The organism is Nonlabens spongiae (assembly GCF_002117125.1).
Taxonomy (GTDB): domain Bacteria; phylum Bacteroidota; class Bacteroidia; order Flavobacteriales; family Flavobacteriaceae; genus Nonlabens; species Nonlabens spongiae.
In genome coordinates this window covers 2,044,251-2,069,935 of sequence record NZ_CP019344.1, presented here as the reverse complement: position 1 = coordinate 2,069,935, position 25,685 = coordinate 2,044,251, and the positions used below count along the sequence as shown (strand labels likewise).

Here is a 25,685-nt window from a genome sequence, read left to right as displayed (position 1 = left end):
ATACTTTCTTCTTATGACATTTACAGTATGGAGCGGCCTGAATGCACAAGAAGATACCATTTCAGAACTTCTTAAAAAGTATAATAATCAGACTGTTGAATACATCACTGCAGACTCACTCCAAAATCAATACGATCAGTTTGTTGTTCTCGATACGCGTACCAAAAAAGAATATGAAGTCAGCCATTTGCCGGGCGCGATCTGGGTAGGGCAGCGATTGAGAAAAAGCCGTTTGCCCGAAATCAAGCCTGACCAGAAGGTGGTTGTGTATTGTACGGTAGGCGTACGCTCTGAAGATTTTGGCGAGCAGTTGTTGCGCGAGGGCTATAAAAACGTATTCAACCTCTACGGAAGTATTTTTTACTGGAAAGACGCTGGAAACGAGGTAGTAGATATCGATGGAAAAGCAACCGAAAAAGTGCATACCTATTCAAGAAAGTGGAGTCAGTATTTGAAGACTGGAGAGAAGGTTTATTAGTGGCTTTAGGCAGTAGGCTTTATGCAGTATGCGGTAGGCGGTCGCAGTAAGAGACCTGAGGTTCTCGAAGGGCGGTTTCCTATGAAGTCAAGCTGTATTTTTCACAACTGAAGATTCAAAAGTGTTTTATAGATAATGGGGCAATGCTTACATTTGCCATCCTTGTTGACAAATGTCATGTCGAGCGCTTCCGATAATTATCGGAACGAGACGGATTTGTTTGATAATAATTATCGGGATGTGGCCCTTCGACAAGCTCAGGGTGACAACTCAGGGTAAACTGCACCACAAGTAGTTTATAGAGTTGAAGAAAAGCCACGATAGAACTAGTTTTAGTTCTTTAAATAAATATCGGGATGTGGCGCAGTTCGGTTAGCGCGCACGGCTGGGGGTCGTGAGGTCGCAGGTTCGAATCCTGTCTTCCCGACAAGTGAATGCCTGAGAACGCAAGTTCTCGGGCATTTTTTTTGATTAGGAATTAGAACCGTCTGTCGAATCATCAATGATTCCCCCTTTCGCGAAAGCGTCACCATCTACAATCTACTCAATACGTATCTTTACCGCCATGCAAATTCCCGAAGGAAAGAAAGTCTATTTCTCCAGCGATAACCATCTGGGCGCGCCTACCCAAGAATTAAGCAAGCCGCGTGAAAAGAAATTCTTGCGATGGCTGGACATGGTCAAAGAAGATGCTGCTGCGATTTTCTTGCTGGGAGATTTATTTGACTTTTGGTTTGAGTATAAGACCGTCGTGCCTAAAAATCATGTGCGGGTCATGGGAAAACTGGCCGAGATTGCCGATAGCGGCATCCCGATTTACTTTTTTGTGGGCAATCACGATTTGTGGATGTTCGGTTATTTTGAGGAAGAACTTGGAATTCCCGTATATCACAAACCACAGGTTTTTGAGTTCAACGGTAAAACGTTTTTCATAGGTCACGGCGATGGATTGGGCCCTGGCGACAAGGGTTACAAGCGCATGAAAAAAGTCTTTACCAATCCGTTTTTTCAATGGTGTTTCAGGTGGCTGCATCCCGATGTAGGGACGCGCATCGCCCGATACATGTCGGTTAAAAACAAGTTGATCAGCGGTGAGGAAGATGCCAAATTTTTAGGCGAAGAAAACGAGTGGCTCGCGCAGTATGCAAAAAAGAAGCTGGAAGAGGCGCATTATGATTACTTCATTTTTGGCCACCGGCACCTACCTATGCAAATCCCGATAGGCGAGAAGAGCACTTATTACAATCTAGGCGACTGGATCGTGCATTATACCTATGGTGTTTTTGACACAAACGGATTCCAACTACGCACTTTTGAAGATGGCGAGAACGCTAATTAAGCTTTTTTGATCATAAGCTCAAAAGTGGTTCCCTGGTCTTTTTTGCTCTCTAGCACGCGTATTTTACCGCTGTGGTAATCTTCAATGATGCGTTTTGCCAGTGACAAGCCCAGTCCCCAGCCACGCTTTTTTGTGGTGAATCCTGGTCTGAAAATTTCTTTCCACAGTTTTTTAGGGATTCCCTTACCTGTGTCTGAAATACGTAAATAGACATTGTGTACATCGGCTTTTAGGAAAACGTCGATCTGTCCTTTTCCCTTCATGGCATCGATGCCGTTTTTAATGAGATTTTCAATCACCCAAGCATATAATTGTGGGTTGAGATGCACCTCGATGGGCTGGTCGGGAACGTCTATGTTGAACTCGACCATTTTAGAGCTCCGGCTGGAGATATAATCGGTTGATTCAAGGGTTTGAGCAACAATATCAGTTTTTATCAAATCAGGGGTTGACCCTATTTTACTGAATCGATCGGTTATGGTTTGAAGGCGTTTGATGTCCTTTTCCATTTCATTCACATAGGTGGGGTCAACATCGCTGTCCCTTAAGATCACCGTCCAGCCCACGAGAGAAGATAAAGGTGTGCCTATTTGATGCGCACTTTCCTTAGCCATTCCTGCCCAGAGCTTGTTTTGTTCAGATGATTTTGTGGATCGATAGAAGAAGTAAATTACTGCACCAAAAAGAAACAAAATAAGCACCAGCGCCAGCGGGTAATATTTCAGTTTTGTAATCAGAGAACTGTTACCATGGTAAGTAGTCGTGAAAACTTCTCCGTCCAGTGAGAATTCTATGGGCTCATTTTCTGAAGCAAATTCTTTGATCAATTCCTGTACTCTTAAAGAGTCGTTTGCGATGTGATCAGGAATGTTGCGTGTTTCAATTTCGCCCACATTATTGACTAGAATAATAGGAACATTGGTGGTATTCCCAAGGACTTCTAAAGGAAGATCTCCCAAATTCTGATCTTCATCAATACCACTGTTGATGATGTCTTTTTGCGCTGTAACAAACTCCTCTACGTTCTTCCGCTCGGTCTCTTTGAGTTTATTGAAGAAGATATAGGTGTTCCAGAGGATAAGCATGGTAATAGCCAGCCCACCCAGTATGATTGCCCAGCGCCACAAGCTTTTGTTGTCTGCAAATTTCATTAAGTCTCTAGCTGATTCTTTTACGGTAAACGTATCTATTTACCTTTTAGTTCCTTTTCACGATCAAGAAGAAATCCTCATCCGTATTGAGATAGCCCTGATCGTACACAAAATGATATTGCGTACCTTTTTTGGTGGTGTAGATACTGGTAAAAAAGTTGAAGTCAAAGCCTTTTGAGAGCAATGTATTACGAGTGGTTTTCGTCTTGTCAGTAGGGTTGATCTCGCAAAGTATACGGTAATTTTTACGCAAACGATTATTTATGTTGCGCATCAAGGCGCTGCTATCTCTATTCAAGCGATTATTAGCCACATTGCGGCAGTAATCACTACAAAAACGCTTATCAGATCTCCCCATTACGGGATCACCACATTCTGGACAGGTTCTAGCTTTAGACATTGCAGGGAGTAATATCAGTCCCTAAATATACAAACATTTGTAAATGATAGTTTTAGAGATTAATGTTGTTTACGCTTTCGCGAAAAAAAGGCATGCATAAGTTCTGCACATTCATCTGACAATATTCCTGAAACGACCTTGGTCTTAGGGTGCAGTTGCGTACCCATTTTGCGATAACCGCGATGCTCGTCTGCTGCTCCAAAAACCAGCTGAGAAACCTGTGACCAGTACAAGGCGCCAGCGCACATTTGGCAAGGTTCTAAAGTCACGTATAGTGTACAGTCTTTAAGATATTTACCACCTAAGGCGCTGGCAGCCGCGGTGATTGATTGCATCTCGGCATGAGCGGTAACATCGGTTAAAGTTTCTGTGAGGTTGTGACCTTTGGCAATGATTTTATTATTCATCACAACGATAGCACCTACCGGAATTTCCTCCCGGTCCAGCGCCCCTTCTGCCTCTACAAGAGCGCGTTTCATAAAATACTCGTGATCCAGTTGCATAAATGATTATTTTTTCTTGTCAAGAGTATTTTTGCCTACAGTATAAGCATAAGAAGCGGCAGGAAGATATTGAATATTGAGATCATTAATTGATTTGGTTCCTTCAATATTAATAGTGGTTACTAATGGATTATTTAGATTATTTTCCTTACAAAATTTATATAAGCTCTTGAGTTCTTGTGGTTTTTGATAATATCTATTGGACCATTTGATTTCTAATGCCCATAGAGACTTTAAGTGTGATTCACTTAATCCTATCATATCAACCTCACCCCCAGACCATCTTGCATACCACGGTGTAAACCATTCGCGGTGAAGCCATTGTGCGAAAATGGAGGTTTCAACCATATTGCCCATCATTTCATCAGTCGCGACCATGGGTGAAAACAAAGCACTTCTCAAAGAGGGGTTAGTCAGGTAAATTTTGAAAAAATTATCTCTTTTAAACCTTTTTCCACTTTGGTCAATTCTTTTTAATTGTTTTATAAGAAAAGCCGCTTCCAGATATTCAATGTATTTTTTGAGAGTGTTCTTGGGAACTTGGGATTGCTTACTAAGAGTTTCTAATGAAAACTCCCCACCGCTATTATAGGCTATAGTTGTAAATAAAGAATTTAGTTCTCGAGTGTCTTTGATACCATATAAGCTTGGGAGATCTCGTAATAAAACCTTATCAACTATATCTTGACGAATATACCTACCAGGATTGGACTGTATTTTATTTGAAAAAATAACCTCTGGATAACCTCCAAAGTTTATATAGTCGATAAAATGTTTGTTTAGTTCGTCTAGATTTGCTGCTGTACAGAAATCTGTGACATGGTCATTCCAAGTAAGTTGCGTTTTTGTAATTATACGGTCGAGACCTTTTAAATGAATATATTCATTGAAAGTCAAAGGGGGAAGAAGAAAATCTGTGAACCGGCCCGCACCACTTTCCATGCTAGCAAATTTTAAAGCCGCTGCAGCAGAACCGGATACGATAAACTTGTCTTTGCGATAACTATCGACTAAAACTTTCAGGTGGGTTTCCCAATCTCTACAATACTGAATTTCATCAAAAATTATATGCCAGTCATTTTGATCTTCTAGTCCGGTAGCTTCTTTGGCATTTTTGAAAAGTTGTTCTAAGGGTATGTTGTTATAGATCGGGTTTTCAATAGTGATAAAGATTATTTTTCTTGGATCAACCCCATTTTGAATCAAATCTTCAACGATATGAAATAACATGACAGTTTTTCCTACTCGTCGAGGTCCCATTAAAACAACTGCCCTTCTTATCTCACGTTCATAAACGAGTGGTTTAAACAGATCAAAATAAAGACGCCTAGGCATCTCATTATAGTCAGATTCAATATGCCCATCGATCCACCACGGATTCTCAAACCTTATTCGATCGATAACTTGATCTTTAGCAACATTTTTAATCATAAATCTCTTATAAAGTCAAATATTACAAAATAAGATCAGTTGAGTGATCTTATTTTATAATATTTTAGGCAAATAAGTTTCGACATATTTCAATTCGAATTTATTAGTGTAGTCTTATGATTAAGCTTAACAACTCTTAACCCTATCGTACCTTTGAACATGGCTTACCCATTGCTGGATCGTATCGATACTCCTGAAGATTTGAGACGCTTTCGCGAAAGCGAACTCAAAGATCTTGCACCTGAACTACGTAGATTCATCATCGATATAATTTCAGAAAAAGAAGGACATCTGGGCGCTAGTTTAGGAGTTGTGGAACTCACGATTGCGTTACATTATGTTTTCCAAACTCCAAGAGATTTGCTAGTTTGGGATGTGGGACATCAAGCTTATGGCCACAAAATCCTCACAGGTAGAAAGAATGTTTTTCATACCAATCGCGACCTGGGTGGGATCAGCGGCTTCCCGAAACGCAGAGAGAGTGTATATGACACCTTTGGAGTAGGACACAGTTCAACTTCTATAAGTGCGGCGCTAGGAATGGCGATGGCGACCGCTCTTAAAAATGATTCTCGCAAACATATTGCAGTTATAGGCGACGCCAGTATTGCGAGTGGGATGGCTTTTGAGGCATTGAATCACGCGGGAGTGAGCAACGCTGATCTACTCGTAGTCCTTAATGACAATGCTATAGGTATCGACCCGAGCGTTGGGGCTTTGAAACAATATTTGACCCGTACAAAATCAGGTAATGAAACCGGTCAAGAGAACCTTTTTGAAGCTCTTAACTTTGACTACTATGGTCCTATTGATGGTCATGATCTTGACAAGCTTATCCACGAACTGGAACGCCAAAAGAACCTGAAAGGACCGCGTTTACTCCATGTAAGAACGACTAAGGGCAAAGGTTTACAACAGGCAGAGCAGGATCAAGTTAAATATCATGCTCCCGGCCGTTTTGACAAGATAACAGGAGAGTTACCTCCAAAAAATGGCGACAAGCTACCGCCTAAGTATCAAGAGGTTTTTGGGGAGACCATCCTAGAGTTGGCTAAGGTTAATGAAAAGATTGTAGGTATTACTCCAGCAATGCCTACAGGAAGTTCTTTGAAAATCATGATGGAGGCAATGCCTGATAGGGCATTTGATGTGGGTATTGCGGAGCAACACGCAGTAACGCTTGCCGCAGGTATGGTTACTCAGGGATTAGTGCCGTTCTGTACCATTTATTCCACTTTTCTACAACGTGCTTATGATCAAGTCATTCACGATGTGGCTTTACAAAAATTACCCGTTATCTTTTGCTTGGATCGAGCTGGGCTGGTAGGAAAAGATGGTGCTACACACCACGGAGTTTTTGACTTGGCTTATCTCAATCTGATTCCAGATTTGATTATTGCTGCACCCATGGATGCAGTTGAGCTACGCAATTTAATGTTTACGGCATCGCAAGGACTTGATTTGCCTATCGCCATGCGCTACCCGAGAGGTCGATGTAATATTTTGGATTGGAAAATGCCTTTTCAGCAGATTCCAATAGGGGAATCTAGATTTTTATCAAAGGGATCAAAGGTCGCCCTAATCTCTATTGGGACAATCGGTTCAATGGTTCAAGATCTCATAGAATCTGAAAAGCTCTCTATAACCCATCTTGATGCTCGATTCCTAAAACCGTTTGATGTAAAGGTTCTCAAACAGATTTTTTCAAGTCACGATCATATAGTAACCATAGAAGATGGTACTGAGATCGGCGGATTGGGAGATACGGTACTTGGTCTTGCTTCTCAATTATCTTATCAAGGATCTATTCATAAAATAGGAATCCCTGATCAATTTATAGAGCATGGCTCTACAGCAGACCTGCACAAAATGGCGGGTATTGATCGAGAATCCTTACTTATAAAAATCAAATCCTTGATCTAATTAGCGCACCGTGAATTTTATAGAGCGATCTACGCCATTCCCCAGTAAATGTAAAATGTAATAACCGCTCTTGAGATTTGAGACCTCTATTTCAGAACTGGAATCTCCAATAGTCGATTCCAAAAGCTTCGCCCCAGACAAATTGAAAATGCGAGCTTGAAGAGGCTGACTCACGTCTTGCTCTACAGTTATTCTTCCATTTTCAACCAGAGTCGGGTAAACGTTGATGCGATCGTTTAAATTTTCTTCATCAAGGCTCAAGGTATCAAAGGTGCCGGTAAACATACCTCTACCATGAGTGGTTGCAAGAATAGTATTATCTGAAGCTCTTAAATCTAGATCGAGAACCTTGACATTTGTCATTCCATTGATTTGTGGAACCCAGTTTGGAGTTGCCGCATCAAAGTTTCCTGTAGCATAGATTCCCATTTCTGTACCTATCATTACTTCGTTAGGTAAAAGTGGATTTTTCAAAATACTTTTTACAGGAATATCAGGTAGGTTTCCTTCTTTGCCTACCCAAGTTGTTCCTCCATCTTGCGTGTACCAGATGTTTTGAACACCATAATTATGCATGGTGACAAAAATCTCTTGTTCCGTATCTCCAAACTCAATATCTGAAACTGAACCTAAGAAATTGATTCCTGAGATATTTGTCCAGTTAGGATTTGTAGTATTTGCATTTTCAACCTTGATCAATCGTGAGGTTTCAGTTCCTACAAAAAGGGTTGTGTTTCCTCCGGTAGCAAATGGAGAAGCCTTCATAGCTGTAGGTCGTGAACCGTTGATTAAACCGTTTGTTAGTAGATTGCAGTTAGAGCTGTTAGAAAGTAATTCACAAGCCTCAATTGCATTCTGAGAGCCGTTCAACCTTGAGTTAGAGAAGAAGAAATCAGTATTTTTATCTAGTTCTGCAACATTGATAAAATCACCATCTGAGTTGTCACCACAGTCACCGGCTCCATTGATACAGTACCTGAAATTATAACCTGGATAGCTCCATCTTTGGTGATTATTGAACTGAAAGGTTAGAATGACATAATTATCGTCGCTATCGATCTCAACGTGACCACCATCTCCACCAGATATTGCCGCAAACCCATTTTCACCAGCATTTGGAAGAGTCACAGCTTGGGTACCATTGTCTTGAGCGCCACCTATCAATCCTGAAACATTGGTACTTTGAGCAATAGAACCGTAATAAAATTGAGTCACATTATACCCATTATTTCTATTGTTAATTACGTTAGGATTATTCTGAGCAATTGCTAGATCTTGAGCCCAAGAAACACCACCGTCACTACCCACCACGGCTTGATTAGTGTTTGTGGGATGAAACGTTAGCGCATGAATGTCTGCATGGATAAAAGGTACGTTGAGCGTATTTAAATTAGCATTATTAGACCATTTTGAAATTTGTGTCCAAGAATTTCCTCCGTTTGTAGAACGGAATAAATCGATTCCTCCAGCATAGACAATTTGATCGTCAGCAGGGTCTACTTCTACAACAAGATCATAAAAGGCTTGACCTCTGGTAAAGTCAGTCGCAGGTATGCTTAAGTCGGCATCATTAGGTTCTGTAATTCTAGGTAAGCTGCTAAATTTATCTGTAGTTTTATAAACATCTCCTTGAGAACCTGATGCCTCAGTTAAAACGTAAAATAGATCTGAGTTTGTAGAGGAAGCTCCTATTTCAACTCTGCTAGCAGCACCTATCACCCGTTCTAGGGTCCAGTTGGTACCATCTGTAGTGCTGTAGATCCTACCGCCACCCTGACCGGTACCTGGAGCACTCACAGTACCAAAATACAATGTGTTATCAGCGCCTATCTCAAAATCATTGGGAATCACGTAAAAATCTTCTCCAGAAAAACTATATCTCAGCGATGGTGTTTCCACCCGGTTCCAGCTGCTTCCTGCATCAGAACTTTTATACAGACCGGCATTTTGAAGGCTCAAGATGACATCAGGATTTGAGATGTTGAAATTAGGTGAGAAATACCTCGCAGCTCCTACTCCCACATATAGTTCACTAGAACCGTTATTATCCCATATTTGAATATCATTAATGTAGAATAATCCAGAAGAGAAGAGTATTGAACCACCGTTGATAGTGCCTCCTCCTGAGATAGGAAGGTTTACGGCGTTCCATGTAGAACCACCATCTATGGTTTTATACAATCCATTACCTACAGCAGCACCCGATGTGTACTGCTCTCCAGTTCCTATGTACATAACTTGTGGATTATTGGGATCAATGGCATAACACTGTACATTGAGATTTGCCGCAACTCCAGGAATTAAAGACCATGACTCACCTGCATCCGTGATATCATCATTAACCCAGAGTCCACCGCCTACACCCCCAGCAAAAACACGGTTGTAATCCACACCGTCGCCATTACTTGCTCCTACGTCATTAGGATCATAAAATAATACTCTTGTTCGTCCTCCCACATTGTTAGGACCTCGCTCTTGCCATGGTCTGATAGCATTTCCAGGAACACTGTTGGTACTAGGAGCAAGGATATCAATAGGCTCCACTAGATAAGGTGTAGGATAACCCAATTCAGGATTCATGGTAAGTTCCCACATACGCTCATTATATGCATTAGGTGGGAGTCCATTTGCCTTGCGCTCTTCTCGACTCATTCCTACAGTCGTTGCATAAGGTGAAGTTTTGAAAAATGCAGCGTGTTTTTCCCTCTTAGAATCCATGTCTACAACTTCATTTTCTTGTGAACCTGTGTCGAGGTAGAAGAAAACTCCACCGGCAATGAGCCCTATGATTGTTAAAGATAAAAGCGTGTGTTTGGTTTTCATGATTTCAAGTTATCGAGGGTTAAATATAGGCGATTTAGCTGTTGGGCACGTGCCCATTTATGATTTCAAACAACTTAAGTGATTTGCTATCAGTGAGTGAGGCTACATAGCAACAACACTCCAGCAGCCTGCCGTAGATAGAGTCGCTTATAAGATGGAGCTCATTACAAGACCTCAAAATCAGTTTGTCATAAGCAGTAGCATTTGCTTCTAAATTATTTAGACTCGCATGTACTATTACATGTAATATGTCTTGAATGACCTTATAACCGCCTATTTCCTTATTCATGACTTCATGAGAGCGATACACTTTATCGATCGTTATGCCCAGAATATCGTCTACTTGAGGTTTGAATCGGGAGACGTCCATCAAAGCTTTATCAAAACTTCCTTTCAGGATCGCATCTTCATTTTTCATGAAGAGCTCCACACAATCTTTAATCAAAGTATTGATAGCGAGGGATCGCAGGTAGGAAAGACGTTCTGCCGTAGAGTCGAGCTGGGTGTAGATTTCTCTGCGCATATTATCACGCACGAGATTGATGAGTTGCTCCAGCGCATAGTCCTCACTGATCCAACCCAGATTGATACCGTCTTCAAAATCAATGATCGTGTAGCAAATATCATCTGCAGCCTCCACGAGAAATGCAAGTGGATGACGATGGAAAGAGTAGACGTCGTTAGCAGTGTTTGTAAGTCCCAACTCTCGAGCTACTCCTTCAAAATGATCTTTCTCGGCCTGGAAATAACCAAATTTCTTTTGTGAAATATGTCTGGTAGGCTTTACAGGTAGCGATTCCTTTGGGTATTTCATAAAAGCTCCCAACGTCGCATAAGATAATCGCAGACCACCTGGAGTGCCCGGTCTATCGAGATTTAATAAGCGATAGCCATTTGCATTTCCTTCAAAAGTAAGCAGGTCTTGTTGTTGCTTTCGCGAAAGCGTACTCATTAAAGAGCTCCCTCTAACCGAGGAGAAATAACTACCTATCGCCTTCTCGCCACTGTGACCAAATGGGGGATTACCGATGTCGTGGGCGAGAGCAGCCGCGGCGGTTATGGCACCAAAATCCTGAAACTTATAGCCCAGATCAACCAGTCGTGGATACTTTTTGAGCAACTGCTGTCCGGCCATGCGGCCCAGAGATCTGGCGACAACGCTTACTTCAAGGCTGTGAGTGAGCCGGGTATGCACAAATCCGGTCTGACTCAAAGGAATTACTTGAGTCTTGTCCTGCAAACTGCGGAAATAGGAAGAAAAAATCACCCTATCATAGTCCACTTCAAAACCCAGTCTCAGTTCATCTTGTTGCGCTCGTTGCCGCTGCTCTGTATCGCCGTATCTCTTCAGGGATAACAACTGTTCCCAGTTCATATTGTTTTTTGCGCAAGATAAATCAAAACCTAAAGGATAGGCTGGCGTAACCTTTTATTCACGTTAGTAACACTAATTTAAAGTAGGCTTGCCTGGATATAAAATTTGCTTAACCTCTTGAACAAGATGTTAAGGTTTCTTTGCAGCGACAAACTAAAAATCAATTCAAGATGAAAAAATTCTTTTTAAGCATGTTAGCTATCGCTGCTTTGACAATTCAAAGCTGCGGTGACGATGACGACAGTAACGGCGGGCCTGATCCAATTGACAATGAAATCTCTGGGCAGATCACTTCTGATTTAAGATTAACTAATGACCGTATCTGGACTTTGAACGGAAGAACTACGGTTACAAATGGTGCAGAATTATTTATTGAGCCTGGAACAATAATAAAAGCTCTTCCTGGTCAAGGTGCTAATGCATCAGTTTTAATAATCGCTCGTGGTTCAACAATAAATGCGAATGGTAGTGCTGGAGAGCCTATCGTATTTACTAGTATTACTGATAACATTCAGGTGGGTGAAACTGCTGGTACTAACCTTGATGAAAATGATAGAGGTCTATGGGGTGGTGTTATCGTTCTAGGTAACGCTCCTTCTTCTTTCCGTGGAGATGCTTCTGAGGAGCAAATTGAAGGAATACCTGCAAATGATACTAACGGTCGCTACGGTGGAACTGCTGAGGATGACAATTCAGGTGTACTTAACTATGTTTCTATCCGTCATGGAGGTACTAACATCGGTGAGGGTAACGAGATCAATGGTCTTACTTTAGGAGGTGTAGGTAGAGGTACTACTATTTCAAACATTGAAGTTGTTGCAAACGTAGATGATGGGATTGAGTTCTTTGGAGGAACTGTAAACGCTACTAACCTTTTTGTATGGGCTGTAGGTGATGATGCAATCGACATCGACCAAGCTTATTCAGGTACTATCGATAATGCGGGTATTGTTCTGGGTAATATTTCAGACCACGCTCTAGAGATAGATGGTCCAGAAGGTTCTATGGATGGAGCATTCACCTTGAGAAATGTAACTATGTTCGGAAATCTTGATACTGCAAATGGCGAGTATGCTGACTACAGAAGCAATGCTCAAGGTTCTACTTCAAACGTATATGCTACTGGTTTTAATGATGATTCAGATATCGAGTTAGATAACAATGCTGTTTCTCAGAATTATCTTGATGGTGAACTAACATTTTCAAGCTGGGTGCTGAACGTAGCAGATGATGCTACAGCAGCTTCTAAATTTGTTGAAAAAGTAGGATGTGCACAAAACTGTGACGATGAAGATGATGTTAACAACGACGATATAGACGAGCCATTCATCACAGATTTTACTGTTGATGCATCAAGCTTTGCATCAGCTGGAACTACAGGTGGAGCTGATACAAGTGCTTTTGCTTGGACATACTCAAACAATACTGCCAACTTAGGATTCTAAGAACCAACATATTTTTTACCAATGCCTACCATACTTACTATGGTAGGCATTTTCAATATTTAAAATACAAGCATGACTGTTGTAAGAAATTATTTACTAGCCCCAATTTTTTTATTATTCACTTTGGGCCTGGTGGCGCAAACGGGTACAGTATCAGGTAAATTGATTGATGGTGATTTTAATGATGGACTTGCGTTTGCAAATGTTGCTGTAAAAGGCACTAATTATGGTACTGCCACAGATTTTGAAGGTAAATATTCCATCGAGATGGCACCTGGTACCTATACTGTAGTTTTCACATTTGTAGGATATAGTACTAAAGAGGTAACAGATGTTGTTATCAAGGCTGGTGAGGTTACGGATCTAAGCGTTACTCTTACTAGTGCAGCAGATGCATTAGATGACGTTGTCATAAGTGTCACGAGAAGACAGAATTCAGAGAAGGCCGTCCTTGATGTTCAAAAAAATGCAACAGTCGTATTAGATGGTCTTTCTAGCGAGACTATTAAAGAGCAAGGAGCCTCAGATGTGGCTGCCGCAGTTAAAGCCGTTCCAGGAGTCTCAATTCAGGAAGGGAAATACGTCTATGTGAGAGGACTGGGAGATCGCTACACAAAAACGATTCTGAATGGAATGGATGTTCCAGGTCTTGATCCTGATAAGAACACAATTCAACTGGATATTTTTCCAACTAACACTTTAGAAAATCTCCAAGTAATTAAAAGTGCCACTGCGGAATATAGTGCCGACTTTACTGGTGGTATCGTCAACATAATCACCAAAGATATTCCTAGTTCAGAAGAGGTCTCGATAAGTGCAGGTCTAGGCTATAATCCTGACATGCATTTCAATGAAGACTATGTAACTTATGAAGGCAGTAATACTGATTTTCTTGGTTTTGATGATGGTACAAGAGAATCACCACTTGCCACTGGTGAAAATGTACCTTTAGTACAGGCAGACCCTGTAAGAGCTGCTGAACTTACTTCGCAATTTAACCGCACAATGGCTACGATGCGAGAGCAGAGTTTTATGAACACCAGCCTAGGATTTAGTTATGGAAATAAATTCAAGTTTGAGAATAGCGATCTAGGTTTTACTGCATCTCTTTCCTATAAAAATAACACCTCATATTATGAGGATTTTGTAAGTGGTCAAATTATTAGAAAGTCAGCAGATAATTCTGACTTGGAACCTCAAACAGACAGAACTCAGAGAGGTGATTTAGGATCAAACGATGTTATCTTAAATGGATTGGTAGGGTTAACGTACAAATCGGGACGTTCTAAGTATCGATTCAACGCCATAAGAATTCAGAATGGTAACCAGCGAGCTGCTTTATTACGTCAAGCAAATCGTGATGAATCTGTAAACAATGTTGTACGCGATGTTTTGGTTTATACACAGAGTAGTTTAACGAACTTATTCCTGGGTGGAGATCATGCTAATGAAGATGGTTCATGGAATACTTCTTGGAAAGTAGCTCCGACATTCTCAAGCGTTGATGATAAAGACTTTAGAGAAACACCTTTCAGGGTTGATGGAACACAACCTACCATCGAACCTTCTGAAACAGGTGACCCAAGAAGGCTGTTCCGTGAATTGAGTGAGATTAATTTACCAGCGAGGTTAGATTTTGATAGAAAACACAAACTTTTCAATAATGAAGCAAAGCTGAAGTTTGGAGCTGGATTTACATATAAGAATCGTGAATTCTTAGTTGATGAATATGCTCTTATCCTACAGAATTTTCCTCGTGATGCTTTTAATGGTGATCCTAATCAGCTACTCGCGCCAGAGAACATTTATAACCCAGCTACAGATAGTGGGGTAGTTCTGCGATCTGATTTCAATATCTCCAATAATTTTGAAAGCAGCATAACTATAGGTACCGCTTATGCGAGTGAAGAGTTCCAGGTAACTGAGCGTTTGAAATCGATTGTTGGATTGAGATTTGAAAAATTCGACCTATTCTATACAGGTAGAACACAAGAGGGAGATAATTTTGATAATGAAAAATTCATCGATAAAGCAGATTTGTTTCCGAGTGTGAACTTGATCTACGATTTGAGCGAATCGAGGGATTTCAAGTTAAGAGGTAGTTATGCGCGTACCACAGCACGCCCATCGTTTAAAGAGGCATCTGCAGCTCAGATTGTGGATCCGATTTTGGGAACCACATTCATTGGTAATCCAGATATTCAACCCTCTTATATTAATAACTTTGATTTGAGATTAGAAAAGTACACTGAGGGTACTGATTTTTTTGCTATCAGTGCTTTTTATAAGACGTTCAAAGATCCTATTGAAATCACCTTTTTTGAAGCGGCTACAGACCAGTTTACACCTCAAAACTTAGGTGATGCTACTGTTCTAGGAGCAGAGGTGGAAGTAAGAAAAACCCTGGATTTTATAGGTCTCAGAAATTTTAACTTTCAGGCAAATGCTTCATTAATCGAGTCTGAACAGCAAATTGTGCCTCAAGAGCTAGGCTTCCGTCAGAGAACGGCTCGTGAAGGTGAGGACGTAGATGATACTCGTGAATTACAAGGTCAATCACCTTATCTTGTAAATGCAGGGTTCACCTATGAGACAGAAGAGTCAGGGTGGAAATCTGGAATTTTCTATAATGTTCAGGGTAGAACCCTCGAGGTTGTCGCTAGTGCAGATGTTCCTGATGTTTATACCTTACCGTTTCACAGCTTGAACTTTTCATTAAGTAAGGCTTGGAAATCTGATAAATCAGAACATTCAATCAATTTCAAAGTTGATAACTTATTAGGTGATGAGAGAGAAAGTGAATTTGACTTCTTCAACGCTTCAAACCCTACTTTCTTTTTCCAAGATCCGGGTCAGACCTTCAGCCTCAGTTACGGTGTGAAGTTCTAAAACCAATTGAATTTATTTTTAAAAAAGCGGCTCCACTCGAGCCGCTTTCTTTATGCCCAAGTTCTAGATATTGACGAGAGGTTTTGATCGTATTTTGCTTTCGCGAAAGCGTAACAATCAAACTAATCTGTGATGCTTTGCACTCATTTTTAGTTCATAAAATTCCCTAACAGGCTGCATTCATAACGTTTGCGTAACATATCAAACTCTTTTTAAGCCGATTTTTGCAAATTAATTGAATCATAAAATATGTCTGATATCTATATCATCATGCTCATCATTCTTGCAGGTCTTGCAATTACGGATCTAGTGGTGGGTGTGAGTAACGATGCGGTCAACTTTTTAAATAGTGCCATAGGGTCTAAGGCGATCAGTTTTAAGACCATCATGATCATAGCCAGTGTAGGTATTGCACTGGGAGCCTTGAGTTCGCAGGGAATGATGGAAGTGGCTCGTAAAGGCATTTTTAATCCCGAGCAGTTCTACTTTGATGAGGTGATGATCATTTTTATGGCGGTCATGATCACTGACGTTCTGCTGCTGGACTTCTTCAATACCATGGGGCTGCCTACTTCTACCACTGTTTCCATCGTTTTTGAATTGTTAGGGGCAGCGGTGTGTATGTCCATCATTAAGATCAATCAAAATGATGCGCAGAGTGTATTGAATCTGGGTGAGTACATCGCAAGTGACACAGCGCTTACCATCATATTAGGGATTTTACTTTCCGTACTTATTGCGTTTACCGTGGGAGCCTTAGTGCAGTTTATCTCAAGATTAGTACTGTCCTTCAATTACACAAAACGCCCAGCTTACCTTGCTGGAGTCTTTGGCGGGCTGTCGCTTACCAGTTTGTTCTATTTTATCATAGTCAAGGGGTTAAAGGGAGCAGATCTAGGTTTTGTAACCGATTACCTTGCTGCAACTGATGTTTATACGCTGATCGGTACAGCATTTATATTCTGGTTGATATTCAGTTTTATCTATGTCTATGTGCTCAAAATGGACATCTATAAGCTCATAATTATTTTGGGAACCTTCGGTCTGGCGATGGCATTTGCGGGTAATGACTTAGTCAACTTTATTGGGGTGCCGGTAGGAGCTTATCAAGCTTGGGAATATGCTGAAGGTACAGGATTGCTTGCCAGTGAAATTTCCATGGAGCAATTAGGCGGTAAGTTGCCGGCTAACAAGTGGCTGCTGGTCGCCGCTGGACTGATCATGGTAGCAACACTGTGGTTATCGAGTAAAGCGCAGAGCGTCGTTAAAACATCAGTTGATTTGGCGCGTCAGGACAGTGGAACGGAGCGTTTTCAAGCAAATGCTTTGTCGCGTATTCTCGTGCGTTACTCGCTCAGAGCAGCAGAAACCATTCAAAATATTACACCGCCCAAAATAGCTGCTTATATCTCAAAACGTTTTGAAAAAGCACCTGAGCCTAAAGTGGTCCCTAAACACGTGGACCGACCGGCTTTTGATTACGTGAGAGCATCGGTAAACTTGATGGTGGCGAGTATCTTGATTTCAGTGGCGACATCATACAAATTGCCATTATCTACGACCTATGTAACTTTTATGGTAGCGATGGGAACTTCACTTGCAGACCGCGCCTGGGGTACTGAGAGTGCGGTATATCGTATAGCTGGAGTGCTTAATGTCATAGGTGGGTGGTTCTTTACGGCTTTTAGCGCATTTGTTGCTGCGGCCTTTTTTGCCTATATCATTTACTTAGGTGGAATCTATGTGGTAATCGTTCTGGTGATTGTTGCGGTAATTTTATTGGTTAGAAGCTTTTTGGTTCACAAAAGATCTGAAGTGATTCAAAAAGAAACCGACCAACTCCAAAAAGCAAAAAGTAAAACCATTCAAGGAATTATTGAGGAGAGCTCAGGAAATGTGGCTACGGTTTTCAAACGTTCCAAGAAAATTTACAAGAATACCCTAGACGGTCTGATCGCTCAAGATCTCAACATTCTCAAACTGTCGAGAAAGGAGAGCAAGAAGCTTAATACAGAGATTGAAGACCTCAAAAACAACCTATTCTATTTCATCAAAAACCTGGATGATGATAATCTGGGAGCCAGTAAATTTTATATAGATGTACTGGATAACCTTCAAGACATCGCTCAGTCCCTGGAGTACATCTCAAAAGCCAGTAATACCCACATCAGCAACAACCACAAGCGATTGAAGTTTACCCAGATCAAAGATGTGAAAGAGATCATTTTGAGAATTCACGAGATCTTCAATGACTCACAAAAGATCTTTGAAGAGAAAGACTTCTTGGAACTGGAAGAGATCATAGTGGAAAAAAGGGAATTGATGGACTTGGTAAATGCAAAAATTGACAAGCAGGTCACCCGCACAAAAACCGATGAGGAATCGCCTAAAAACACGACGCTTTACTTCAGTCTGTTACTGGAAACACGTGACTTGATGGATGGAGCCATGGAGATTGTGGAGCAGTACTACAGCGAGTACGATAGCCGTCAGTCTGAGTAGAGTTCTTGGGCAGGATAGTGTTTGTATAGTTTCGCTTTCGCGAAAGCGAGATCATAAAATACCTTATATTGATTCCCCTTACCGAGGCGACATATTGAGCTGTCACTCTGAGCTATCATGCTGAGCCCGTCGAAGCAACTTCGGAGCTCCTTCTAAAATCTTTTTTAGCACTTTGAATGTTCCCACAGTAGAATCTTGGACCTACTCATACATTAGACTCTTGAATCACATAACTTTATAAGCAAATTTGTGAAGCATGTCAAATACGGGTTTAATCATTGAAGAACGCAGCAGGGATATAGGAGATTTTCTGGTAGCACGATTGATTCCGTTCCGAAAGAAACGCATGGTCGGGCCGTTCATTTTCATAGATCACATGGGACCTGCCGCGCTGGGACCCGATCACTATATGGATGTAGATCAGCACCCGCACATCGGTTTATCCACACTCACGTATCTCATGGAAGGCGAGCTTATGCATGAAGACGGTATGGGAACCAAGCAGCTCACCTTGCCCGGCTCGGTAAACTGGATGGTTGCTGGAAAAGGCGTCACGCATACAGAACGCACGTCTCAAGAGGCTCGATCTCAAAGCAAGAGCTTTACCATGCACGGCTATCAAATTTGGCTAGCGCTTCCCAAGAACCTAGAAGATATTAATCCTGAGTTTCATCATATCCCAGCAGAAGATTTACCTACCTGGCAGGATCAAGGAGCTGACTTCAAATTAGTCGCAGGAAAAGGTTATGGGAAAGAATCGCCCGTTCCCGTCCACTCAGAACTGTTCATGATTGATGTTCAAACGCAGCAGGATTATAAATTGGATATCCAAGACCAATTAAAGGGAGAGATAGGCATCACCATCGTTTCTGGAAGCGTTGAAGCATGCGGAAATGAAGTGGTAGCAGGGAATATGCTGGTGAGTAAGGTAGAAGATACCTGCTCGGTTAAGATTAAAAAGGGAAGTCATGTATTGCTTTTTGGCGGGATGCCGTTTGAGGAGGAGAGACACATCTATTGGAATTTTGTGAGCCATTCTAAAGAAAAGATAGAAGAGGCAAAAAAGGCATGGAGAAACAAGACTTTCCCGATGATGGACGGCGACGATACTTATGTGCCTTTGCCGGGTTGATGGGTAGATCACGCTGGTCAAACCCTTTTCGCCCAAAAGCAAGCTTTCGGACATTTTTCCCTTCGTCAGAAGGGAAAATCAAACACTCGAGTGCATCATTTCCTCGGTAAAAGAACAATACTATAAAATACTTGCAAGGAGCTTCTCCCTTCGTCGAAGGGAGACCGGTCGGCGACGAGTGAGTGCAGCGAGGGAGCGACCAGAGGGTTTTACGGTTGCCCAGTCTCCGTCACACGCTGTTCAGACCCTTTTTGTCCGAAAGCAAGCTTTAAGACATTTTTCCCTTTAGTTAAAGTGAAAAGCTTTTACTCGGGCTCAATGTATCAGAATGACTTGATCTCCCTCTCCTTCGGAGAGGGCTGGGGTGAGGTCATGCGGTTGCCCAGTCTGCTATTTTAAGCAGTTGGAATAATATACATTTTGCAAACTCATTCAAATGTAGAGTTTGCTAAATCAATCGGGTTACTCACTCAATCACCAGCTTCTGAACTATTTTTTTGAAAAAGTGGCACAACAATTTCATAGTTTTAGAAAAAAAATAAAGTTATGAAAACCTACATGCTCACCTTATTCCTTTTAATCGGGACAGCAGTTACATCTGCTCAATCAAAAAACTTCATCGATCGACCTTATCTGGAAACGCAAGCGAGTGTTGATACACTCATCACTCCAGATCGCATTCATCTCACAATAGTTTTGAGTGAGGAAGACAGCCGTAATAGAAAATCTACTGAGGAGCTAGAACGCGACATGATTAAAGTCCTCAAGAAAATAGGAATTGACATTGAAGAAGATCTCACCGTAGCCGACTTTGATAGCGACTTCAGGAAGTATTTTTTGAGTTCTAAGAAGGTTCTTAAAACTAAAATCTATCGATTGATTGTAAAAGATGCCAAAACACTCGGTCAGGTTTTTACAGGTCTTGAAGAAGAGGATATTTCAAACGTTTCCATCTTTAAAACAGAATATTCTAAGGAAGATGAGCTGTTACTGGATCTTAAAAAGAAAGCCGTTCTTAAAGCTCAAGCAAATGCACGCACAATGACCGAAGCGCTAGGTCAGACTTTGGGAAAAGCTATATTTATAAGAGATAATGTGACCTATCCTCAAAGATCTTGGAGGCCTATGGACGCTCCGTTAATGAAAGCCGAAACTATTTCGATTAGCACTAGCCAAGCTGAAAATATAAACTTTCAAGACTTACGCTTTGAAACAAACGTCAACGTTTACTTTGCGATCGACTGATCTTTCTTGAAATCATCTACGGCCACTTTTTTCATAAGATTTTGGGCGTAGGTTATCACGTTTTCAGTTTCGGTTTTGACCCTCTTGATTTCCTCTACTTTTTCTTCTAGAACAGGCATTTTTTGATCAAGAGCTGCAGCGGTAGCGGGTGATTCTTCTCCATAAGGGAATTGCTCGCTATACTCACGCATCCACGTCATCATATCGTCATGGGCTGCGTTGAGTTTTTCCTTAGCAATTTTAAATTCTGAAATGGTAGAGTCTTTCTTGATTTGCTGATCCATCATCTCGCTCAGTTCCATGAGGCGTCCCATCTTGGGCATTACATCATCATGTACCTCGATAGCTTCTTCCATAAGCGCGTCGTATTGAGCTATCTCATTTTCTAGCTCTTGGGATTGAGCCTCCACTTTAGGATCATTTTTACAAGAGATTAAACCTAGGAGTAAAACCGCAAAGAAATACTTGACAATACTGTTCATGATGAAAATTTAGATTGCAAAGATAGGTTTGAACATAAAGATCAGTCTTCTACCTGTTGCATTTTTTTGATCTGTTTCAACAAGACTTTTTTCGGCATTATAGGTAAAAGAGACATCATAATTTTTTGAGGAGTTGTGAGCCCACTTTTGATATTTAGTTTACCTTCTAGCATCGCATTATAACCGTCGCGAGCTACGGTTTCAGGGCTTGCGGTTTTGTCAAAAAGAACCGTTTTATCCATACCTGATGTTTTACCAAATTTAGTTTCAGTAGCTCCCGGCATCAAGTTGGTGACGGTGATTTCGGTTTCTGCCAGTTCTTCGTGCAAAGCATTGCTGAATGAGGTAACAAAAGCCTTTGTTGCATAATAGGTTGCTTGCAAGGGGCCAGGCATCAAACTGGCGGTGCTGGAAACATTTAAAATGCGACCTTTATTAAAGGCCATAAAATCCTGAAGAAAATAGTGCGTAAGCGAGACCAGCGCTTTGATGTTCAAATCAATCATGTTCAGATCTTTTTCAAGGTCTCGTTCATGAAAAGCCCCCAAGCCACCAAAACCAGCGTTATTGATAAGAATATCAACGGTAACGCCTTCATTTTTAAGTTCATCATAAATCGCTTTTGCCGCGCCTGTTTCCGTCAGGTCTTTTCCTATGATATAAACGCTCGCTTTATGATCTTTTTCAAGCTCTTCTTTCAGCTTGAAAAGTTCATCGCCACTGCGCGCTACAACCACGAGGTTGCCGCCGCGACTTGCATGAATCTTGGCAAATTCACGGCCTATGCCGCTACTTGCTCCGGTGATCAGCGCTGTTTGTTTCATGCTAACTGTTTTCGTTAATTAACTCAGGAATTCTCCTAAGTAATGTTGAATTTTTAAGTGTCGCTTTCGTGCTTCGGCTAGCTCAGCATTAACTTGATTGTTACGCTTTCGTGCTTCGACAAGCTCAGCATAAACTTGATAGTTACGCTTTCGCGAAAGCGTAATTATCAAAGCGTAATTTTCAACAACAATTCTTTAAGCTGCTTGAGTCTCCTCATCAGCTGAGTCGTTATAATTCTCAGTTTGCTCTGCCAGTTCAGGTGTTCTAAAACGCTGCCATCTTAGTTTAGCTCTGTGAACTAAATACAACAGAATAGGAACGATGATCAAGGTCAAGAACGTAGCAAACAACAAACCGAAGATTACCGTCCAGGCCAGCGGTCCCCAGAAAATCACGTTATCACCACCTATATAGGTCTTGGGGTCAAACTCACTAAACAAACTGAAAAAGTCTATGTTCAATCCTATCGCTAGAGGAATAAGCCCTAAAACCGTAGTAATTGCAGTAAGGATTACCGGTCGCAAACGTGCTTTACCAGCCTGAACGATCGCTTTATAGGAATCCTCCTTGCTTATCAAGAATTTATCATCGTCGATTCCAGCATCTTCACGCACACGTAATTTCAAAATGTCCACGTAGTCGATTAACACTACCGAGTTATTCACTACGATACCAGCAAGAGATATGATCCCCATCATCGTCATCATGATGACAAACGGCCAGCCTGTGATCATCAATCCCAGGAATACACCGATGAAACTGAGGAATATCGAGATCATGATGATCGTAGGTTTAGAAATACCACCAAATTGGAATATCAAAATAAAGAAGATCAGCATCAGGCCGAATATCAAAGCAGACATAAGAAAAGCTTGTTGCTTATTCTGTTCCTCCAGTTGTCCCGTGTAATCTACCTTGATATCTTCTGGCATGCCTTCAAAATCGAGCATCTCATTCTGGATTTGTGCCACGGCGGCACCTGCATCAGAATATCCAGGTTTTAAGGCACTATAAACCGTAACGACACGCTTGTTGTTTTTACGCTTGATCGCACTAAATCCAGAAACATTTTCTTGAGTAGTCACCGCGCTCACGGGTATTTCCTTTACTTGACCCGTAGTCATGTCCCTGAAGGTAATACGCTGATTGAATAATGCACTACGATCGTAACGGTCTTCTTCATTGAACCGGACATAGATGTCATAATCCTCACCGTCTTCTTTGTAGATTCCAGCTTTTTCTCCAAAGATGGCACGTCTCAATTGATTTCCTACCTGACCAGCACTCACACCCAGTTCACCTGCTTTCTCTCGATCTACGCTTACTTGAAGTGAAGGTTTGCTCTTGTTCACATCTATTTTGAGCTCGTCTACGGGTGCGATGTTTTTCTCGTTTAAGAACTTGGCCATGCGTTCAGCAGTTACGATAAGTTCCTCATAATCGTCACCTTGTAGCTCGATGTTTACAGGATAACCTGCTGGTGGTCCAGCTTGATCTTTCTCTACGCTAATGGCGATACCAGGATAACGGCCTTGCACAGCTTCTTGTACTTTTTTACGGAGTACCTCGCTGTCTTTACCATTGCGGTATTTGTACTCACGCATGCTGGCGGTAATCTTTCCTTTATGAGGCATTTCGGCATCGCTACCACCATCGGTTTGCGGGTTTCCGGCACCTTCACCTACTTGAGAAACCACACTTTCTACCATAAAATTACGGTTGCCTTCCAGATACATGTCAGCATTTAAGACATCATAAACGACTTGTTCTATATCCTTAGTAGTGCGATTTGTCTTAGCAATAGAAGTCCCTTGTGGATACTCAATGTAAACTATGATCTGATTAGGCTTGTTCTCTGGGAAGAATTCTACTTTCGTACGGCCAGAAGCTACCGACCAACCAAAATACATTCCTAGCACTCCTAAAAACAGGATCACCATTCCTCCCATAAAGAAGTATGGTTTTTTACCTCTTAAGGCAAATTTCAAAAAACGCTCGTAGGCGTTATCAAGTGCCTTGAGCATTTTACGCTGAAAGTATAATGTAGATCCCTTGATGAAATATTTGTATAGCCATAATAAAATGGCTGTAACGATCATGAGTGTTCCCAAACCTCTTAACGGGCCACCAAACAATAGCGTTAAGACACCTATTGGGATCATAATCAAACTGATGCGTATCAAACCTTTTCTGGAAATCTTCTTCTCATCTATACTCATGTATTGAGAAACCAGCATCGAGTTAAAGAATATCGCAACTAATAAAGAACTACCGAGAACTACCGAAAGGGTGATAGGGAAATATTTCATGAATTCTCCCATCACACCGGGCCATAACCCTATGGGGACAAAAGCCGCTACGGTAGTCAAAGTAGAAATAATGATAGGAACAGCAATTTCACCTATACCTACTTTTGCAGCACGCAATCGAGTCATGCCTTCTTCATCCATAAGACGGTAGACATTTTCAACGACTACGATCCCATTGTCCACAAGCATTCCCAGACCCATAATCATCGCAAATAAAATCATGGTATTTAATGTGTAACCCAAGAAACTTAAAATGATAAAACTCATTAACATGGACATGGGGATCGCAAAACCAACAAATAATGCGTTTCTGAATCCTAAAAAGAACATGAGAACCACCACTACCAGTATTACTCCAAAAATGATATTGTTCACTAGATCGTCCACTTGATTCAGTGTGCGACTGGAACTGTCATTTGTAATGGTGACATCCACATTTTCTGGGATTTTACCAGTCTCCTGAGACTTTTTAAGAATCTCCCTAATACTTTCTGAAGCAATGATCATGTTCTTACCAGACTGCTTTTTTACATCAATCATGACTACAGGATCACCACTTTCACGCGCAAAAGTGGTTTTATCCTTTTCTTTGAACTTGACCTCTGCGATATCCTTAAGATAGATGGGGCCATTTTCATTTTTGACCACAAAACGATCCAGCTGCTTAGGATCTGTTATTTCTCCAAGAATTCTTATCGTTCTGCGCTGGCTTTCTGTTTTGAGATTACCAGCACTAATGGTAGCATTACCATTTTTTACAGCATTAATCACGTCATCAAAGCTGACTTTTGCTGCGGTCATCTTATAAATGTCTACGGCAATCTCTACTTCAAGTTCTTGAGCACCTCTTATATCAGCCTCTTTAATTTGATCCAGGGCTTCGATCTCATCTTCTAGGTACTCAGCAAACTTCTTGAGTTCCCTCACAGTATAATCACCTGTTATGTTGATATTCATAATAGGCATCTCCTCACTCAATTTAAGGTCAAAGACGTTAGGTTCTACCTTTGCTCCATTGAATACAGGCCAGTCTTCATTAGCAGTTTCAGTATCTACTTCATCTTTTACTCTTTGTTCAGCTTCTTGAACGCTGATGCTTTTACCTAAAATATCTCCTTCTTCAAACTCTACAATGATGATGGAATAATCTTCTTGCGATGTTGAGGTAATTTCAGAAACTCCAGAAATATTCTTTAGTTTGTCCTCAAGAGGTTCTGTGATAAGGCGCTCAATATCTTCTGCAGTATTCCCTGGATAGACACTTGAGATGTAAATTTTTGTTTCCTTTACCTCTGGGAAATCCTCTCTAGGCATAGAGAAATATCCTTGAATCCCCAGAATGACGACCATGGCAATTAAAATCCATATAACGGTAGGATTATTTATCGCCCAGGAGCTGAGACCAAATTCTTTCTGACTCTTTTTTTCCATCT

Annotated in this window: 18 protein-coding genes and 1 tRNA gene; 9 read left to right on the top strand and 10 right to left on the bottom strand. The window is 41.2% G+C overall.

Annotated features, from left to right (window positions below; genetic code table 11):
• Nucleotides 1-13 precede the first annotated feature (13 nt).
• The 3 genes from BST97_RS09540 to BST97_RS09530 all read left to right on the top strand — a co-directional run bounded on the left by BST97_RS09540 (nucleotide 14) and on the right by BST97_RS09530 (nucleotide 1,817).
• Nucleotides 14-478 carry a rhodanese-like domain-containing protein gene (locus BST97_RS09540; RefSeq protein WP_157111593.1) on the top strand — a complete coding sequence of 155 codons (465 nt, stop codon included), beginning with the start codon at nucleotides 14-16 and terminating at the stop codon, nucleotides 476-478.
• A 352-nt stretch (nucleotides 479-830) separates the two neighbouring features.
• Nucleotides 831-905 (top strand) — tRNA-Pro (locus BST97_RS09535).
• 138 nt (nucleotides 906-1,043) lie between these two features.
• Nucleotides 1,044-1,817, top strand: coding sequence for a UDP-2,3-diacylglucosamine diphosphatase (locus BST97_RS09530; RefSeq protein ID WP_085768216.1), 774 nt, complete (start codon nucleotides 1,044-1,046; stop codon nucleotides 1,815-1,817).
• On the opposite strand, the gene BST97_RS09525 is transcribed toward BST97_RS09530, so the two are convergent.
• The 4 genes from BST97_RS09525 to BST97_RS09510 are packed head-to-tail and all read right to left on the bottom strand — an operon-like array spanning nucleotide 1,814 to nucleotide 5,302.
• On the bottom strand, nucleotides 1,814-2,968 hold the full coding sequence (locus BST97_RS09525) for a sensor histidine kinase (RefSeq protein ID WP_085767018.1): 1,155 nt from the start codon (nucleotides 2,966-2,968) through the stop codon (nucleotides 1,814-1,816). The two genes, BST97_RS09530 and BST97_RS09525, sit on opposite strands and share 4 nt — an antisense overlap.
• A gap of 46 nt (nucleotides 2,969-3,014) precedes the next feature.
• On the bottom strand, nucleotides 3,015-3,368 hold the full coding sequence (locus BST97_RS09520) for a hypothetical protein (RefSeq protein WP_085767017.1): 354 nt from the start codon (nucleotides 3,366-3,368) through the stop codon (nucleotides 3,015-3,017).
• Between the two features lie 59 nt (nucleotides 3,369-3,427).
• Nucleotides 3,428-3,871 carry a nucleoside deaminase gene (locus BST97_RS09515; RefSeq protein ID WP_085767016.1) on the bottom strand — a complete coding sequence of 148 codons (444 nt, stop codon included), beginning with the start codon at nucleotides 3,869-3,871 and terminating at the stop codon, nucleotides 3,428-3,430.
• A gap of 6 nt (nucleotides 3,872-3,877) precedes the next feature.
• A complete protein-coding gene (locus BST97_RS09510; RefSeq protein WP_085767015.1) occupies nucleotides 3,878-5,302 on the bottom strand; it encodes an ATP-binding protein in 1,425 nt (474 codons plus the stop codon).
• A 159-nt stretch (nucleotides 5,303-5,461) separates the two neighbouring features.
• On the opposite strand from BST97_RS09510, the gene BST97_RS09505 reads away from it, so the two are divergent.
• On the top strand, nucleotides 5,462-7,225 hold the full coding sequence (locus BST97_RS09505; protein WP_085767014.1) for a 1-deoxy-D-xylulose-5-phosphate synthase: 1,764 nt from the start codon (nucleotides 5,462-5,464) through the stop codon (nucleotides 7,223-7,225).
• On the opposite strand, the gene BST97_RS09500 is transcribed toward BST97_RS09505, so the two are convergent.
• Nucleotides 7,226-10,048 (bottom strand): T9SS type A sorting domain-containing protein, encoded by a 2,823-nt coding sequence (locus BST97_RS09500; RefSeq protein WP_085767013.1) that lies wholly within the window; start codon nucleotides 10,046-10,048, stop codon nucleotides 7,226-7,228.
• Nucleotides 10,049-10,082: 34 nt separating this feature from the next.
• Nucleotides 10,083-11,423 carry a dGTP triphosphohydrolase gene (gene dgt / locus BST97_RS09495; protein WP_085767012.1) on the bottom strand — a complete coding sequence of 447 codons (1,341 nt, stop codon included), beginning with the start codon at nucleotides 11,421-11,423 and terminating at the stop codon, nucleotides 10,083-10,085.
• Between the two features lie 170 nt (nucleotides 11,424-11,593).
• Here dgt and BST97_RS09490 point away from each other — a divergent pair, with 170 nt between their 5' ends.
• The 5 genes from BST97_RS09490 (at nucleotide 11,594) to BST97_RS09470 (ending at nucleotide 20,636) form a co-directional block, all read left to right on the top strand.
• Nucleotides 11,594-12,868, top strand: a complete 1,275-nt coding sequence (locus tag BST97_RS09490) for a hypothetical protein (RefSeq protein ID WP_169711560.1) — start codon at nucleotides 11,594-11,596, stop codon at nucleotides 12,866-12,868.
• Between the two features lie 72 nt (nucleotides 12,869-12,940).
• Nucleotides 12,941-15,757: a TonB-dependent receptor gene (locus BST97_RS09485; protein ID WP_085767011.1), complete on the top strand. Its 2,817-nt coding sequence runs from the start codon at nucleotides 12,941-12,943 to the stop codon at nucleotides 15,755-15,757.
• Nucleotides 15,758-16,006: 249 nt separating this feature from the next.
• Nucleotides 16,007-18,259 carry an inorganic phosphate transporter gene (locus BST97_RS09480; RefSeq protein ID WP_085767010.1) on the top strand — a complete coding sequence of 751 codons (2,253 nt, stop codon included), beginning with the start codon at nucleotides 16,007-16,009 and terminating at the stop codon, nucleotides 18,257-18,259.
• Between the two features lie 256 nt (nucleotides 18,260-18,515).
• The gene (locus BST97_RS09475) at nucleotides 18,516-19,391 is read left to right on the top strand and encodes a pirin family protein (RefSeq protein WP_085767009.1); all 876 of its coding nucleotides are present in this window, start codon (nucleotides 18,516-18,518) and stop codon (nucleotides 19,389-19,391) included.
• Nucleotides 19,392-19,937: 546 nt separating this feature from the next.
• Nucleotides 19,938-20,636, top strand: a complete 699-nt coding sequence (locus BST97_RS09470) for an SIMPL domain-containing protein (protein WP_085767008.1) — start codon at nucleotides 19,938-19,940, stop codon at nucleotides 20,634-20,636.
• On the opposite strand, the gene BST97_RS09465 is transcribed toward BST97_RS09470, so the two are convergent.
• Genes BST97_RS09465 through BST97_RS09455 form a run of 4 tightly spaced genes read right to left on the bottom strand, consistent with a single transcriptional unit; the run spans nucleotide 20,618 to nucleotide 25,683 of the window.
• A complete protein-coding gene (locus BST97_RS09465; RefSeq protein WP_085767007.1) occupies nucleotides 20,618-21,118 on the bottom strand; it encodes a hypothetical protein in 501 nt (166 codons plus the stop codon). The two genes, BST97_RS09470 and BST97_RS09465, sit on opposite strands and share 19 nt — an antisense overlap.
• 41 nt (nucleotides 21,119-21,159) lie before the next feature.
• Nucleotides 21,160-21,942, bottom strand: a complete 783-nt coding sequence (locus BST97_RS09460; RefSeq protein ID WP_085767006.1) for an SDR family NAD(P)-dependent oxidoreductase — start codon at nucleotides 21,940-21,942, stop codon at nucleotides 21,160-21,162.
• A gap of 18 nt (nucleotides 21,943-21,960) precedes the next feature.
• Complete coding sequence (locus BST97_RS15805) at nucleotides 21,961-22,113, bottom strand: hypothetical protein (RefSeq protein ID WP_157111591.1); 153 nt, start codon at nucleotides 22,111-22,113, stop codon at nucleotides 21,961-21,963.
• 24 nt (nucleotides 22,114-22,137) lie between these two features.
• Nucleotides 22,138-25,683 (bottom strand): efflux RND transporter permease subunit, encoded by a 3,546-nt coding sequence (locus BST97_RS09455; RefSeq protein WP_085767005.1) that lies wholly within the window; start codon nucleotides 25,681-25,683, stop codon nucleotides 22,138-22,140.
• Nucleotides 25,684-25,685: the final 2 nt, after the last annotated feature.

Excerpts from the sequence above, each read along its gene's own strand:
- BST97_RS09485 (WP_085767011.1), top strand. The coding sequence starts at position 12,941 with ATGACTGTTGTAAGAAATTATTTACTAGCCCCAATTTTTTTATTATTC.
- BST97_RS09465 (WP_085767007.1), bottom strand. The coding sequence starts at position 21,118 with ATGAACAGTATTGTCAAGTATTTCTTTGCGGTTTTACTCCTAGGTTTA.
- BST97_RS09480 (WP_085767010.1), top strand. The coding sequence starts at position 16,007 with ATGTCTGATATCTATATCATCATGCTCATCATTCTTGCAGGTCTTGCA.
- BST97_RS09515 (WP_085767016.1), bottom strand. The coding sequence starts at position 3,871 with ATGCAACTGGATCACGAGTATTTTATGAAACGCGCTCTTGTAGAGGCA.
- BST97_RS09520 (WP_085767017.1), bottom strand. The coding sequence starts at position 3,368 with ATGTCTAAAGCTAGAACCTGTCCAGAATGTGGTGATCCCGTAATGGGG.
- BST97_RS09530 (WP_085768216.1), top strand. The coding sequence starts at position 1,044 with ATGCAAATTCCCGAAGGAAAGAAAGTCTATTTCTCCAGCGATAACCAT.
- BST97_RS09525 (WP_085767018.1), bottom strand. The coding sequence starts at position 2,968 with ATGAAATTTGCAGACAACAAAAGCTTGTGGCGCTGGGCAATCATACTG.
- BST97_RS09460 (WP_085767006.1), bottom strand. The coding sequence starts at position 21,942 with ATGAAACAAACAGCGCTGATCACCGGAGCAAGTAGCGGCATAGGCCGT.
- BST97_RS09470 (WP_085767008.1), top strand. The coding sequence starts at position 19,938 with ATGAAAACCTACATGCTCACCTTATTCCTTTTAATCGGGACAGCAGTT.
- BST97_RS09510 (WP_085767015.1), bottom strand. The coding sequence starts at position 5,302 with ATGATTAAAAATGTTGCTAAAGATCAAGTTATCGATCGAATAAGGTTT.
- BST97_RS09500 (WP_085767013.1), bottom strand. The coding sequence starts at position 10,048 with ATGAAAACCAAACACACGCTTTTATCTTTAACAATCATAGGGCTCATT.
- BST97_RS09490 (WP_169711560.1), top strand. The coding sequence starts at position 11,594 with ATGAAAAAATTCTTTTTAAGCATGTTAGCTATCGCTGCTTTGACAATT.
- BST97_RS09455 (WP_085767005.1), bottom strand. The coding sequence starts at position 25,683 with ATGGAAAAAAAGAGTCAGAAAGAATTTGGTCTCAGCTCCTGGGCGATA.
- dgt (WP_085767012.1), bottom strand. The coding sequence starts at position 11,423 with ATGAACTGGGAACAGTTGTTATCCCTGAAGAGATACGGCGATACAGAG.
- BST97_RS09540 (WP_157111593.1), top strand. The coding sequence starts at position 14 with ATGACATTTACAGTATGGAGCGGCCTGAATGCACAAGAAGATACCATT.
- BST97_RS09475 (WP_085767009.1), top strand. The coding sequence starts at position 18,516 with ATGTCAAATACGGGTTTAATCATTGAAGAACGCAGCAGGGATATAGGA.
- BST97_RS09505 (WP_085767014.1), top strand. The coding sequence starts at position 5,462 with ATGGCTTACCCATTGCTGGATCGTATCGATACTCCTGAAGATTTGAGA.